Below are 13,618 nucleotides of genomic sequence, written 5' to 3' on the forward strand. Positions count from 1 at the left end.
ATCGCCTCCATCCCCCCTGCCAGGCTGACTATAGTAGGATTTGGACATCCCAGCGCCAGCACCCGATCTAATGCAGAACTCCGGCTTTTTCCGCAGCGCCCAGCGGTGGCTGTTTCGCACCCCCGAGCGCGCCCTCAACCAGGCCTACGAAGCCGCCCAGATGATTGTGGCGATCGAGCGCGAGTACTTCGGCGGCAACCCTATCTCAACCCGCTACGGCAGCTACGGCGACAGCGCCATGGAGTATTTTCAGGGCGAGCTGAAGAAATACCTGAACCTGATCAAGGTGCGGATGGCCGAGTTTCGGGCCAGTCGTACGGTCGTGCGGGTCAGCGATCCGCGCACGATGGAAGTGCAGCTGCCCGCCTCCGAGGCCGACGAACTGGCCGTCAGCGTAATTGACCAGCAGGCGATGTTTTTTCGCAAGCTGCGCCTGGTGGACGAGGTGCTGGCCCGCTACGCCAGCCTGGATGCCAACCCCGAGCGGGTAATTACCCTGGCCAATGGATCCGATGGCCGCCTGGAGCCAGCCCCCTCGGCCCAGGTGTTGCGCTCCAAGGCCAACCAGGCCCGCGGCGGCGGGGCGAATCTGGCCAGCCAGAATGGCGTCGCCGCCACCAACCCCCTGAACCCCGACGGCACCCGCGCGGCGGGCCTTTCCGATCGCGTCAACGTGCTGCCCCGCTCCATTCTGCGCACCGTCGATCGCATTCGGCAGGACCTCGACCCCAACGCCGAACAGGAGGTGGTGAAAGAGTTTCGCAGCTCCAAGTCCAAAACCACCGCCGCTATTCGGTTTGTGCTGCTGCTGATCATTGTGCCGCTGCTGACCCAGCAGTTTACCAAGGCCTTTATCGTGGGGCCAATCGTTGACCGGGTGCGGGCAGGCGGCTCCGAACCCGAGGTTTTTCTCAATATCGAAATGGAAGAAGAAGCACTCCACGAGCTGCAGCAGTTCGAGGAGCGGCTGCGCTTCGAGGTGCTAATCGGCAAAGCGCCGCCGCTGTCCGAACTCAACATCGAGCAGCGGGTACGCACCAAAGCCAGCGAGATTGAAGACGACTACCGCGCCCGCAGCGCCAGCGCCGTCAAAAACGTGTTTGCCGATATTCTGGCCGCGATCGCCTTTGCCCTTCTGCTCATCTACCGTCGCCAGGACGTCGCCAACGTCAAATCCTTTATGGACGAGATCGTCTACGGCCTCAGCGACAGCGCCAAAGCCTTCATTATTATCCTGTTCACCGACACCTTCGTCGGCTTCCACTCCCCCCACGGCTGGGAAATCCTCCTAGAAGGACTCTCGCGCCACCTGGGCCTACCCGCCAACCGCGACTTCATCTTTCTGTTTATCGCCACTTTCCCCGTTATCCTCGACACCATCTTTAAATACTGGATCTTTCGCTACCTGAACCGGATCTCGCCATCGGCGGTCGCCACTTATAAGACGATGAATGAGTAGGTGGGTCAGTGAGTGGATGGGTGGATGGGTAGATGGGTGGGGAGAAGCGGCTGATTGAAGCTGCCTACAGGCTGATTTGCAGAACAGAGGTTTAAACCGATGATCGGCTGGTCCTTTCCGTGAGGTCCAAGGACGGCGGAACGTCCTTGTCGACGGGGGTCTGGGGCCTGCGAAATGGCCCCAGCAGCAGATCTGGCTTTTGCCCCCAATTGTGCGCCGCCCCGCCCCACCGACCGCCTTGAAGCAAGTTCCCCAGCGTTGCGTTGCGGCTGCTCAAAGCAACCGAGTGGTGCTGGATGAGGGTAGCCGCGAATGCACCCTAGGGTAGACCTGGCTTTTAACCCCAAATGTACGCCGCCCCGCCCCGCCCCACCGATCACCCTGGGCAAAGGCCCTTTGCCCCTAAGGCGGCATACAGCCCGATACCCTACCTAAAGACAGAGTGTTCCACTCTCAACACGAATTAACATTTCATAAAATTAGGTCCGCTTTCCGCCATCCCAGTGAGAGAATCTGCCCACACCCCGGCTGTGGACAACTGCTGACCCTGGCGATTGATAGCTGTGATACCTACCCTATAAAGAGCCACTTGTTATGCTCAGGCCAGCCCCAATCCTCCCCTAGCGACCCCAAACCCATCTCCCATCGCTTTGGGAAATTGCTCTAGCAACGCCCTGATCTAACCCGCAAGCCCCCAGCCTGCCTGGTCTTCCCCAGGTTCAACTCCCCAGGAGACATCCCCGTGTTTGAGTACCTGCCCCCCCTCAACAGCCACAACCTGCCCTACCCCGATACCATTCACCCCATCGTGGTGCATTTCGTGATTGCCATGGTGCTATTCGCCGTGCTCTGCGACCTGATTGGCTTTGTAACCAAAAATACTCGCCTGTTCGAGGTCAGCTGGTGGAACATGGTGTTTGCCACGGTATCCATCTTCATCGCGATTATTTTTGGCCAGATTGAAGCCGGCCTGGCCGAACCCTACCCGGCGGCGGTGAGCGATCTCAACCTGCACACCCTGATTGGCTGGTCGCTCTCGGGCATCATTGCTGCCCTGACCGGTTGGCGCTACATTATCCGTATTCGCACCCCCGAGAAGCTGCCTGGGGCCTACCTGGGCCTCAACGGACTGCTGACGGCGATCGTGCTATTTCAGATCTATCTGGGCGACAAGCTAGTGTGGGTTTACGGACTGCACAGCGAACCGGTGGTCGAAGCTACCCGGGGAGGGCTGCTGTAATGATGTCTTCTCTCGTCGCTAGCGTCGGTGCCAACAACCTGCCCTACAGCATTCCCATTCACCCCAACCTGGTGCATTTGACGCTGGGTCTGTTTATCGTGGCGGTCGGTTTTGATATTGTGGGGGCGCTGTTTCCGCTGGAGAAGCGGGTGTTTAAGTTCCTGGCCATTCCGGCCACTCGCTCTAACCTGTTCGATGTGGGCTGGTACAACATGGTGGCCGCCGCCATCATCACCTTTTTTACTGTGGCAGCGGGCTTCTACGAAATCTTGATGGCCGACATGACCGTCGAAGGCGTCAGCGACTGGGGCCTGGGCTTTAAAGACACCATGATCTGGCATGGCCTGGGCGGTGTACTGATCTTAGCTCTGATCGTGCTGATGACCGTTTGGCGAGGATTTCAACGCTACCTGTGGCGACAGGACCGCGCCCGCCAGGTGCAGTGGAGCTATCTGCTGGTGGGACTGGCCGTCTTTGCGCTGATGTTTGCCCAGGGCACCCTGGGGGCCCACCTCGGTGGGGAGTTTGGCGTCCATGTCACCGCCGATCAGCTGCTGCGATCTGGCAGCAGCCCCAACCAGCTTTAGAGGAATAACCGACAGCGATATGACCACACCGACCACACCGACAGAACCCCGCAGCCTTTCCTTCCGCACGGTTGCCCTGCTGGTCGCCCTGGCGATCGCCGACGCCGCTATCAGCTTCTGGGTCGGTCGCCAGGCTTACCTCTGGATGCCGCCCCAGGCATCGGCTGAGGCTCTGCTGGTAGACGATCTATTCGGGTTTTTGACCACCATTGGCTGTTTTATCTTCCTGGGGGTTACCACCGCGCTGGTGGTTTCGGTGCTGTTTCAGCGGGCCGATAAGTACGACACCAGCGATGGCCCCCCCATTGAGGGCAACCTGTTGGTGGAAATTCTCTGGACGACCATTCCCCTGGGGCTGGTGATCTGGATTGCCACCTACAGCTACCAGATCTACGACAAAATGGCCATCCTCGGTCCGATGGAGCACATGAACCATGTGCCCAGCCTGAGCCTGATACCTCCGGCGGAGGCCGCAACGCTGCCTGCGGTGCCCGAAAAGACGCCGATCGAAGTTCACGCCCGTCAGTGGGCCTGGGAGTTTTACTACCCCGATCAGGGGATCACCAGTACTGAGCTGCACCTGCCGGTGAATGAGCGGGCCAGGCTGGTGCTGACCTCTGAGGACGTGCTGCACGGGTTCTATGTGCCTGCCTTTCGCATCAAGCAGGATGTCATCCCCGGCAGTTCTATCGATTTTGGGTTTACCCCCATTCGCGAGGGTAGCTATCGGCTGCGCGACTCTGACTACAGCGGCACTTACTTTGCCGCCAACCAGGGCACTGTGGTAGTAGAGTCGGCGGAATCCTACCAGCAGTGGCTGGCCGATGCTGCCGCAAGTCCGCTCACCGTTGCCGACAACCGGGCCTACCGCGAATTTAACAAGGCTCCCGAGCGCCTGGGCTGGAAATCAATTCAGCCCGCCCCGCCCCCCCGTGTCAACTACGCCAGCGCTGAGGACAATAGCTATGAGTAATGCGTCGTTAGAGGCGATCGCCGCCAAGAGCGGCCAGCCGTTTCCCGGTGCCCCCAACAACTGGCAGCGCTTTTTTAGCTTCAGCACCGACCACAAGGTGATCGGCATTCAGTACATCGTCACCGCCTTTGTGTTCTTCCTGATTGGCGGGCTGCTGGCCATGGTGATGCGGGGCGAGCTGATTACCCCCGAGGCCGACCTGGTCGATCGCACCGTCTACAACGCGCTGTTCACCATGCACGGCACCATCATGCTGTTCATGTGGACCTTTCCCGTGCTCAACGGCCTGGCGAACTACCTGGTGCCGCTGCAAATCGGGGCCAGGGATATGGCCTTTCCCCGGCTGAATGCCGCCGCCTTCTGGCTGGTGCCCGTATTTGGCATTCTGCTGATGGTCAGTTTTTTTGTTCCCGGCGGACCTTCCCAGTCGGGCTGGTGGGCCTATCCCCCGGTCAGCCTGCAAAACCCCACCGGCAACCTGATCAACGGCCAGGTGCTGTGGCTGCTAGCCGTAGCCCTTTCCGGGGTGTCGTCGATCATGGGGGCGGTCAACTTCGTCACCACCATCTTTCGCATGCGGGCACCGGGCATGGGCTGGTTTAGAATGCCTGCCTTCTGCTGGACAGTGCTCAGCGCCCAGATGATTCAGCTGTTTGGGCTACCGGCGCTGACAGCGGGGGCGGTTATGCTGCTGCTGGATTTGACGGTGGGCACCAGCTTTTTCGACCCGGCTCGGGGCGGTGACCCGGTTCTCTACCAGCACTTCTTCTGGTTCTATTCCCACCCGGCGGTCTACGTGATCATCCTGCCGGTGTTTGGCATGTTTTCGGAGATTTTTCCGGTCTATGCCCGCAAGCCCCTGTTTGGCTACAAGTTCGTCGTCGTGTCGTCGGTGATCATCACCATGCTCAGTGGCGTGGTGTGGGTTCACCACATGTTTGCCAGCGGCACCCCCAGCTGGATGCGGATGCTGTTTATGTTCTCCACCATGCTGATCTCGGTGCCCACTGGGGTAAAAGTGTTTGCCTGGGTGGCCACGGTGTGGGGCGGCAAGCTGCGCCTCGATACACCCATGCTGTTTGCCCTGGGCGGCCTGATTTGCTTTTTGTTTGCGGGCATTACCGGGATCATGCTGGGGGCAGTGCCCTTCGACATCCACGTCAACAATACCTACTTTGTGGTGGGCCACTTCCACTACGTGATCTACGGTGCCACGGTGATGGGGGTCTACGCCGCTATTTACCACTGGTTCCCCAAAATGACAGGTCACATGTACTATGAAGGGCTGGGCAAGCTGCACTTTGCCCTCACGTTCATCGGCGTCAACCTCAACTTTTTTCCCATGCATCCCCTGGGGCTGATGGGCATGCCCCGGCGGGTGGCCTCCTACGACCCCGAGTTTGCCTACTGGAACGTAATCGCCAGTCTGGGCGGCTTTTTGCTGGGGGTTTCGACCCTGCCGTTTATTCTCAACATGATCAGCTCGTGGATACTGGGCAAGCGGGCTCCGGCCAACCCCTGGAATGCGATCGGCTTGGAATGGCTAATTTCGTCACCGCCGCCGGTGGAGAACTTTGAAGAAATTCCGTTAGTAGTGTCTGGCCCCTACGGCTACGGCTCCCATGAACCCCTCGTTGCTAACCACCCCGCTGGAGAGTTGAACAGTGAGCACAGCTAACTTAGACCCGACCCTCAACACCCACGGTGCCCACGCCGCCGAGCACGAAGAAGAAGACCACCGCATGTTTGGCTTCATCGTCTTTTTGCTGTCAGAAAGCGTGATTTTTCTGAGCTTTTTTGTGGGCTACACCGTCTACAAAACCAACATTCCCGATTGGCTACCGGCAGGGGTCGAGGGCCTGGAGGTGCGCGAACCGCTGATCAATACCATCGTGCTGGTGTCGAGCAGCTTTGTGATTTATTTTGCCGAGCGGTTTTTGCACAAAGAAAATCTGTGGGGATTTCGTGCCTTTTGGCTGCTGACTATGGCCATGGGCAGCTTTTTTCTCTACGGCCAGGCGGTGGAGTGGATGGGGCTGCCCTTCGGCTTTACCGATGGGGTGTTTGGCGGCACGTTCTATTTGTTGACCGGCTTCCACGGCCTGCACGTGATGACCGGCGTGCTTTTGCAGGGGATTATGCTGGGGCGATCGTTTTTGCCCAACAACTACGCAGGCGGTGAGTTTGGCGTGGCGGCCACCTCGCTGTTCTGGCACTTTGTTGATGTGATCTGGATCATTCTGTTTATTTTGATCTACGTGTGGCAGTAGAACTGGTGCCCAGATCCCAGGGTTCTTACCTGCTACCTTAGATTACCTACGCCTTGCCCAAGGAACCCTGGGATCTCTTGAGGCACTGCCCACCAATTCCTAGCCCGTTAGAGCCGACCCAGTGAGGACCCCGCCATGATTATCGACGACCAGCACTACGACATAATCATTGTTGGTACGGGGGCGGGGGGCGGCACCCTGGCCCGCAAGCTGGCCCCATCGGGCAAGCGGATTTTGCTGCTGGAGCGGGGCGAGGCCATGCCCCTCGAAGAACAAAACATCAGCGATGTGGATATTTTTCAAAAGCAGCGCTACCACGCCCCGGAGCAGTGGTATGACGAGAACGGGGAGCCGTTTACGCCGCAGATGAAGTACGCCATCGGCGGTAATACCAAAATCTATGGGGCCGCTCTGCAGCGGATGCGGGAGCAGGACTTTGAAACGGTGAACCACCAGGACGGCACCTCCCCCGAGTGGTGCCTCAAGTACAGCGACTTTGAACCCTACTACACCCAGGCGGAGGCGATGTACCAGGTGCATGGCCAGGGCGGGGTAGACCCGACAGAACCGCCACGCAGTGCGGAGTTTGCCTACCCGGCGATCGCCCACGATTCCACCATTCAGCCCGTGGTTGAGGGCCTCACCCGGCAGGGCTGCCACCCTTACCCCCTGCCCATGTCGCTGTCGCTGCGAGAGGATGACCCGACGGGCGACGCCGAGGTGTTTGGGGTGGGCCCGGCGCTGGATTTTGGCAATGTCAGCCTCAAGACTGCGACCCAGGTGACGGGCGTTCTGACTAATCCCTCGGGAACGGCGGCTCGAGGGGTGCAGGCCAATATCAACGGCCAGCCCTACCTGTTTCTGGCCGACATTGTGGTGCTGGCCTGTGGGGCAATCAATTCGGCGGCGCTGCTGCTGCGATCGGCCAACGAAAAACACCCCAATGGGTTGGCAAACCGTTCTGACCAGGTGGGCCGCAACCTGATGAAAATTCAGCTCAGTTCAATTGTGCAGGTGACGGCCCAGTCTAACTCAGGCAAATTTCCGCGATCGGTGGGCATCAATGACTACTACTGGGGCGACAGCCAGGTTGACTACCCCATGGGCCACATCCAGAACATGGGCGGCGTGCTGCAGGACGCGATTTTTGCTGAATCGCCGCCGGTACTCTCGCTGGTGACCAAATTTATGCCCAACTTCGGGCTAAAGCAGCTGGCGACACGATCGATCGCCTGGTGGGCCATGACCGAGGTACTGCCCGACCCCAAAAACCGGGTGGAAGTCAAAAACGGTAGGCTCTATGTGTCGTTTACCGCCAACAACGCCGAGGCCCACGATCGCCTGGTTTACCGCTGGCTCGACGTACTCAAGTCGGTCGAAAAAGACAGCAACCTGTTCTCGCGAACGGGCCTGCACCCGCGCGGCGAGGTGCCCCTGTCGGTGATGGCCTACCAGTGTGGCACCTGCCGTATGGGAACCGACCCCACCACCTCGGTACTGGATGCCAACTGCCGCGCCCATGACCTCGACAACCTCTACGTGGTAGACAGCAGCTTCATGCCCTCCAGCGCCAGTGTGGGCAATGCCCTGACGGTGATCGCCAATGCCCTGCGGGTTGGAGACCATCTACTGGAGCGGTTAGGGTAACAGCCCATTCACGGCCCTCTAACATTCCCCTCTAACATTCAAACGACATTGAGCCTGGGGGGCCGCTCTAGTGTGTGTAGCGATGGCCATTGCGCTTAAATAACCCTGATGGCCCCTTTCCTAATTCCTTCGAAAAGTCTATTGATAATGCTAACGTGCTCTACATCCATGTCTGGTTCAGATAGCAGACCGATCAAAAGGCTCTGTTCCTTTTGAGAAATTTTCCGTGCCATCAAGACATTGGCAAACAATGCTTTGACCAAGTCAGAGGATAAGTTCTTCGTTTGGGCTTTGAGTGCTTTAAACTGAAGATAAACCTCTTCGGTAGGAACGCTATGGGTTTTGGTCATATTGAGTAAACATAGCAAGCTTTTCTCGGTGGAGATATACTTGTCAATAGCCAAAGTCCAGAATTTCCAGCTCGTTTCATTTAAAAACAGCTGATTTTCATGTTCACCGTTGTTGATTAAGAGATTTGCCAAGTAGTCTGTTACTCGTCTGGCGAGATCGTGAGAGTCCTGCTTGGGGCAGGAAAAATCAAACTGCCCACGGAAGAGAAGGTTTAACCGTTCGGGGCTTTGATTGAGTCGGTACCAGATCCAGATTTGGTGGGTGAAACAGGGTTCGGCTCGGAAGGGAGAAAATCCCTCGCCAGGAATGAGGTCGAGGTGTTCGCATCTAATGATGTGTCTTGCTCTTCCTTCAAGTCCGGGCAAAAAACCGCAGTAGGAACGGATAATCCTTCCACCCTCCGCCATACAGGAGAATCGTTTAACGGTTTGGCTTCGGGGTTCTCGTCGAACTGAATGCTCATGTATATTTGAGTTTCCCTTGGGTAGATATGTTTCCACAGGCAGCTGCGATTTTACAGGAATTTAGATTAAACCTTATCAAGATGCACACCCATCATGAAATTTAAAGTTCGAGATATTGCCCGACCAACAGAAGAATTATGGCCCTAGCCCGTCTGAAAATCAATGGTCTTAGTCGGTCAGAGGAGCTAGATCGTGGGTTGGCCTTGTTTTTTTCTCCAGACGGTCAAAAACGAAACCATCAGACTGCCTGCTATTTTAACAGGGGTTATTTCTCTTTCCAAGGATTCCCAGCTTCAGGTCCAATAGCACATCTAAATTATGACTATTGATTAATTTTGCGCTAACGAAAATATCTTGAGTCCCTGCGGGGCAGCATTGCCAAGAAACTCCAGGCCTTTTATCGCGGGTGGCCTAAGTCAAGCGATTAGGGTGACCGTGCCAGTGTCGAGGTCGTAGCGGGCACCGACCACCTGGAGCTGGCCCGATCGCTGGCGATCGCGGATCAGCGGCGATCGCATCAGCTGCTCCATCTGGTAGCGCACATTGGCTGACACCGCATTGTCCACCGCATTGCCCGGCTGCCCTTTTACTTGAGCGATCGCTGGCAAAATGGCCTCGACAAACGTACCGATTTGACCTGGCAGAGGGCCATTTTCAACCGCCGCCGTCACCGCCCCACAGCGCTCGTGACCCAGCACCATCAGCAGTGGGGTCTGCAAAAGTTCCACGGCGTACTCGATGCTGCCCACCACTTCTGGCGTGGCAATGTTGCCCGCCACCCGCACATCAAAAATGTCGCCGAGACCCTGGTCAAACACGATTTCGGCGGTCACCCGTGAGTCGGCACAACTCAGCACCGTGGCGAAGGGATGCTGGGCCTGAGTTAGCTCCAGCACTCGCTCCTCCGTCTGGTCGGGGTGCTCTAGATGGTGCCCTGTAAAGCGCTGGTTGCCCTCTAACAACCGCTTTAGAGCTGCCTGCGGGCTGAGGGACGGCGATCCTGAAGCCGCTGCCGCCGCCGATTGAGTCGGCCAGATGACAGGGGCCAGTGCCGCTAACCCCAACAACTGGCCTCCCACAGCCAGTACCTGGCGGCGATCGATACCCCTAGGGCTGTAGTCCATAACCCAACTCCTTGCAGCCTGTTTTTTATAGCGACGCTTTATAGCGACGCCACGCATTTAACCGAGCGAATTTCCATTACATCCGAGATGTAGCAGGTACCCCCAAACTTGTTCAGCAGCGGTCGCACGTTCTCGGCCACGACTTTAATTTGGTCAGGCATACAAAACGCAATGATGTAGACGTTGTCGCCCATGGTCATATCCAAATCCTCGCTGCCGTCGCGCAGCCCTTCTCCCTCCACGTTGCGAATCACCGCGTGGCCATGAACGCCCGATTTTTTGAGGCTGTCCAAAATTTTTGTCAGCTCAAAAGAGTTGGCAATAATTTCAATTTTTTTGACAGGGTGCATAGGCTTAGCTCCACAACAGGTTAATGCCTTACAAATAAAGCGGTATTCCCACAATGATATTGAACGGAAAGGTAACCGCCAGAGCTGTAGAAACGTACAGGCTCGGGTTGGCCTCGGGCACGGTCAACCGCATGGCCGCGGGCACCGCAATGTAGGACGCACTGGCACACAGCACGGCAAAGAGTAGAGCATTTCCCTGGGACATATGAATTGCCTTAGCGATGAGCAGTCCCACCCCAGCATTGAGGATTGGAATCAGAATGGCAAAGGAAATCAGGAATACCCCCGTTTTTTGCAGGTCTTTAATGCGTCGGGCAGCTACCAGACCCATGTCGAGCAGAAAGAAGGTCAGCACCCCATAGAACATCTGCTGGGTGAAGGGCGACAACACTTCCCAGCCGTGTTCTCCGGTCAGTACGCCGATGAGCAGACTGCCGACCAGCAAGAAAACCGAGCTGTTCAAAAAGGCGTCGCGCAGCACCTCAGACCAGACAAACTCGCGCTTTTCATCCCTGGCAAAAAAATTGACCAGAATCAGTCCAACAATAATGGCGGGAGACTCCATCAGCGCCAGCGCAGCGACCATAAAGCCATCGAAGGGCATGCCCAATTCGGTCAAAAAGGCGCTGGCGGTGATAAAAGTGACGGCGCTGATCGAGCCGTAGGTAGCTGCGATCGCAGCTGAGTCGTAGGTGTCGAGCTTAATCCGCAGAATAAAAAAGGTGTAAAGCGGCACCACACAGGCCATAATGATGGCCGCCAAAATGGTCAAAACCACCTGCTGGTCAATGCCACTTTTGGTTAGCTCAACTCCCCCCTTAAACCCAATCGCCAACAGCAGATATAGCGAAAAAAGCTTGGGAATTGGCGGCGGAATTTCTAAGTCGGACTTGACCAGCACAGCTGTCATTCCCAAAAAGAAAAACAGCACCGGAGGATTCAAAATGTTGGACATGATCAAGTTGGCATCCATGTCCATCTCCCCTGCTGCGGATATTGACTCAGGTTAAATAAAATTTGCATTTGCAAGTGATAATTGCCCTATGCTCCTTGGTGTATCGTGTTGAATCTTCTCTGTCAATCATTTTGGTAAAAACTTTGCCGATCTCTACCAGGATTTGTAATTCATCACCTCGGATCCACAGATTTAACCGTCGCAGTCTTTGGCCTAGGCAATTCCTGCAGAGGGAGGATGTTCTAAAAAAGGAGTTAACCGCTAAAGGGCTAACTCCTGTATTGCTCTACTGGCCAACCTGCCAGCAAAGGGATTTAATGGCCGGGACCAAATTTAGTGCGTTATGCAGATGATCTCAGGCGCTAGGATTAACCAAGGTTTGTCTTTTGAAGACCCATTTTGGTCACTGCATTGCGGGTGAAGTTAATCCGCTGCTCAAAATCAAGTTCTTTGATCTGGTTGACAAAGCCCTCGGTATTTTCAGGCAGGGAATAGTCATTGGGAACGTTGATAATTTCGCCCGACTCCATGCCCTGGGCCAGCAGTAGCCAAAACTCCAGTTTGGACGAAGGGCTAAGCGCACCGTACCCTTTGCTGATGTCGGTATCGGCCCTGTTGGCAATGTCGCGCTGGGCCTGAAGCTGGTCATCTTTGGACAAAACGACTACCTGGTTGTACAGGGTTTGGCCCAGACCTTCTACTTTGCTGTCGGGGTTGGGCTGGAGTTGGTCTTTGAGGTCTAAATAGCCATACCACAGCAGGGCTAACTGAGTGTCGGCATCAAACTTTTCAAACTGGTTTAGGGGTTCTTTAACAGCGTCTACGGTTAAGTAGGTCATGGAGACCTCCTGTGTAAGGTTTTGACGTTGAGTGCTGCTTAGAAACCTGAGATTCAGGCTGAACTTCAAGTCGGCAAGCCAAGCTTTCAACGCCTTCATTACAAACTGTAACGATCTGACTCAGGGGTCGTTGTCCGTCAGAAGAAATAACCTTAAAACTTCAAATTGAAGTAGCTTTGCCTCCCCAGGCGATGGTTTAGCCTTAACCTTACACCACCGCCGGAGCCTCGTACTGAAGGGCCAGGGTACGCAGCACCGCCTTGGTCGAGCCCGTCCAGCCAATGATGCCGTCCTGGGCGCGCACCATTTCCAGGGTGGCCTGCTTGAAGGCGGGAAAGTAGCTCTCCGTGGCGTCTTCCACCAGCAGGCACTCGTAGCCGCGATCGTTGGCCTCGCGCATGGTGGTCTGCACGCAAACTTCGGTGGTCACTCCGGTGATGATCAGGTGGGTAATGCCCAGGCTCTGGAGGTGAGACTCTAAGTCAGTGGCGTAAAAGGCCCCTTTGCCCGGTTTGGGAATGATGACCTCTTCCGGCAGTGGCGCAAGCTCGGCAATGATGCCGTTGCCCGGTTCGCCCAGCACCAGAATGCGCCCCATGGGCCCGCGATCGCCGATTTTGAGCGGGCCAGAACCGCGATCGCGCTTCGACGGCGGACAGTCGGACAGATCGGGCAAATGCCCCTCCACCGTCTGAAAAATTGGCAGGTTGTAGCGGCGGAAGGCCTCCTGCAGCGCCTTGACTTGGGGAATGATGGCCCGCAGCAGGCTGACATCGTTGCCCAGGGCATCGCCGAAGCCGCCGGGCTCAATGAAGTCCCGCTGCATGTCGATGATCAGTAGCGCCAGGCCGGTGAGGGGTAGGGGGTAGGGGTAGGGGAGGGCGGGGATGGTGGGCATGGTGGGTAAGAAGGTAGGCGGGTGGATGGGTAGGTGGGTGGATGGGTGGATGGGTGGGGGACGGGGGCTGCGGTAGGGGCTTAGCAGTGCTCGGCCCCTAAGGTCTGGGGCTATTCTTCGATCTGGACGGGTTTGGCCCAGATGGCGAGGACGATGCAGCCGTCGGGGCTGTGGACGGTGTGGCGGGTGCCGGGGGGATTGACTACCAGGGTGCCCACGGGGTAAGTGCCGTTTGCGTCGGACTGACTGCCGCAGATCACCAGGATGTGCTCGAAGCCGGTATGCAGGTGGGATGGCACGGTGGCCCCCGGTTGGTAGCGCAGCAGGGCGGCGGCGGCCCCACCGGGTTCGGCGGGGTAGAGCCGGTGGATCTCGACCCCAGGGCGAAAGGGTTCCCAGGAAAGGTTAGGGTCGAGTGCGATCGCCTTCAGGTCATCTAAAACAATCGGTTCCATCAAGAC

14 protein-coding genes are annotated in these 13,618 nt (G+C 56.9%); 7 read left to right on the forward strand and 7 right to left on the reverse strand.

The features are described 5' to 3' along the window. The first annotated feature begins 70 nt into the window (after positions 1 to 70). The 7 genes from NF78_RS20890 (at position 71) to NF78_RS20920 (ending at position 8,176) form a co-directional block, all read left to right on the forward strand. Complete coding sequence (locus NF78_RS20890; protein ID WP_035991412.1) at positions 71 to 1,459, forward strand: proton extrusion protein PcxA; 1,389 nt, start codon at positions 71 to 73, stop codon at positions 1,457 to 1,459. Between the two features lie 742 nt (positions 1,460 to 2,201). Continuing rightward, positions 2,202 to 2,699: a DUF2231 domain-containing protein gene (locus NF78_RS20895; RefSeq protein ID WP_035991413.1), complete on the forward strand. Its 498-nt coding sequence runs from the start codon at positions 2,202 to 2,204 to the stop codon at positions 2,697 to 2,699. Continuing rightward, on the forward strand, positions 2,699 to 3,286 hold the full coding sequence (locus tag NF78_RS20900) for a DUF2231 domain-containing protein (RefSeq protein WP_035991414.1): 588 nt from the start codon (positions 2,699 to 2,701) through the stop codon (positions 3,284 to 3,286). The genes NF78_RS20895 and NF78_RS20900 overlap by 1 nt, the downstream gene beginning before the upstream one ends. Positions 3,287 to 3,305: 19 nt before the next feature. After that, complete coding sequence (locus NF78_RS20905; protein ID WP_052050797.1) at positions 3,306 to 4,259, forward strand: cytochrome c oxidase subunit II; 954 nt, start codon at positions 3,306 to 3,308, stop codon at positions 4,257 to 4,259. After that, a complete protein-coding gene (gene ctaD / locus NF78_RS20910) occupies positions 4,252 to 5,937 on the forward strand; it encodes a cytochrome c oxidase subunit I (protein WP_035991415.1) in 1,686 nt (561 codons plus the stop codon). Before NF78_RS20905 ends, ctaD begins: the two co-directional genes overlap by 8 nt. Next, positions 5,924 to 6,529 (forward strand): heme-copper oxidase subunit III, encoded by a 606-nt coding sequence (locus NF78_RS20915; protein ID WP_035991416.1) that lies wholly within the window; start codon positions 5,924 to 5,926, stop codon positions 6,527 to 6,529. The genes ctaD and NF78_RS20915 overlap by 14 nt, the downstream gene beginning before the upstream one ends. A 135-nt stretch (positions 6,530 to 6,664) precedes the next feature. Next, positions 6,665 to 8,176: a GMC oxidoreductase gene (locus NF78_RS20920; protein ID WP_035991417.1), complete on the forward strand. Its 1,512-nt coding sequence runs from the start codon at positions 6,665 to 6,667 to the stop codon at positions 8,174 to 8,176. A gap of 95 nt (positions 8,177 to 8,271) precedes the next feature. Here NF78_RS20920 and NF78_RS20925 read toward each other — a convergent pair whose 3' ends face one another. The 7 genes from NF78_RS20925 to NF78_RS20955 all read right to left on the reverse strand — a co-directional run bounded on the left by NF78_RS20925 (position 8,272) and on the right by NF78_RS20955 (position 13,612). Beyond that, positions 8,272 to 8,934 (reverse strand): hypothetical protein, encoded by a 663-nt coding sequence (locus tag NF78_RS20925; protein WP_035991418.1) that lies wholly within the window; start codon positions 8,932 to 8,934, stop codon positions 8,272 to 8,274. A gap of 473 nt (positions 8,935 to 9,407) precedes the next feature. After that, positions 9,408 to 10,115, reverse strand: coding sequence for a carbonic anhydrase (locus NF78_RS20930; protein WP_035991419.1), 708 nt, complete (start codon positions 10,113 to 10,115; stop codon positions 9,408 to 9,410). A 38-nt stretch (positions 10,116 to 10,153) separates the two neighbouring features. Further along, positions 10,154 to 10,465, reverse strand: coding sequence for a P-II family nitrogen regulator (locus tag NF78_RS20935; protein ID WP_035991420.1), 312 nt, complete (start codon positions 10,463 to 10,465; stop codon positions 10,154 to 10,156). 28 nt (positions 10,466 to 10,493) lie between these two features. Then, a complete protein-coding gene (locus tag NF78_RS20940; protein WP_035993529.1) occupies positions 10,494 to 11,438 on the reverse strand; it encodes a sodium-dependent bicarbonate transport family permease in 945 nt (314 codons plus the stop codon). 350 nt (positions 11,439 to 11,788) lie between these two features. Then, positions 11,789 to 12,259, reverse strand: a complete 471-nt coding sequence (locus NF78_RS20945) for an orange carotenoid protein N-terminal domain-containing protein (protein WP_035991421.1) — start codon at positions 12,257 to 12,259, stop codon at positions 11,789 to 11,791. Between the two features lie 208 nt (positions 12,260 to 12,467). After that, a complete protein-coding gene (locus tag NF78_RS20950; RefSeq protein WP_035991422.1) occupies positions 12,468 to 13,157 on the reverse strand; it encodes a cysteine hydrolase family protein in 690 nt (229 codons plus the stop codon). 110 nt (positions 13,158 to 13,267) lie between these two features. Further along, on the reverse strand, positions 13,268 to 13,612 hold the full coding sequence (locus tag NF78_RS20955; RefSeq protein WP_035991423.1) for a cupin domain-containing protein: 345 nt from the start codon (positions 13,610 to 13,612) through the stop codon (positions 13,268 to 13,270). Positions 13,613 to 13,618 lie beyond the last annotated feature (6 nt).

This window comes from Leptolyngbya sp. KIOST-1 (assembly GCF_000763385.1).
GTDB lineage: Bacteria > Cyanobacteriota > Cyanobacteriia > Phormidesmidales > Phormidesmidaceae > Nodosilinea.

What these genes read in the sequence shown, in the direction of transcription:
- NF78_RS20945 (WP_035991421.1), bottom strand. Translation starts at nt 12,259, where the DNA reads ATGACCTACTTAACCGTAGACGCTGTTAAAGAACCCCTAAACCAGTTT.
- NF78_RS20920 (WP_035991417.1), top strand. Translation starts at nt 6,665, where the DNA reads ATGATTATCGACGACCAGCACTACGACATAATCATTGTTGGTACGGGG.
- NF78_RS20905 (WP_052050797.1), top strand. Translation starts at nt 3,306, where the DNA reads ATGACCACACCGACCACACCGACAGAACCCCGCAGCCTTTCCTTCCGC.
- NF78_RS20930 (WP_035991419.1), bottom strand. Translation starts at nt 10,115, where the DNA reads ATGGACTACAGCCCTAGGGGTATCGATCGCCGCCAGGTACTGGCTGTG.
- NF78_RS20950 (WP_035991422.1), bottom strand. Translation starts at nt 13,157, where the DNA reads ATGCCCACCATCCCCGCCCTCCCCTACCCCTACCCCCTACCCCTCACC.
- NF78_RS20935 (WP_035991420.1), bottom strand. Translation starts at nt 10,465, where the DNA reads ATGCACCCTGTCAAAAAAATTGAAATTATTGCCAACTCTTTTGAGCTG.
- NF78_RS20925 (WP_035991418.1), bottom strand. Translation starts at nt 8,934, where the DNA reads ATGGCGGAGGGTGGAAGGATTATCCGTTCCTACTGCGGTTTTTTGCCC.
- NF78_RS20890 (WP_035991412.1), top strand. Translation starts at nt 71, where the DNA reads ATGCAGAACTCCGGCTTTTTCCGCAGCGCCCAGCGGTGGCTGTTTCGC.
- NF78_RS20940 (WP_035993529.1), bottom strand. Translation starts at nt 11,438, where the DNA reads ATGGATGCCAACTTGATCATGTCCAACATTTTGAATCCTCCGGTGCTG.
- ctaD (WP_035991415.1), top strand. Translation starts at nt 4,252, where the DNA reads ATGAGTAATGCGTCGTTAGAGGCGATCGCCGCCAAGAGCGGCCAGCCG.
- NF78_RS20955 (WP_035991423.1), bottom strand. Translation starts at nt 13,612, where the DNA reads ATGGAACCGATTGTTTTAGATGACCTGAAGGCGATCGCACTCGACCCT.
- NF78_RS20900 (WP_035991414.1), top strand. Translation starts at nt 2,699, where the DNA reads ATGATGTCTTCTCTCGTCGCTAGCGTCGGTGCCAACAACCTGCCCTAC.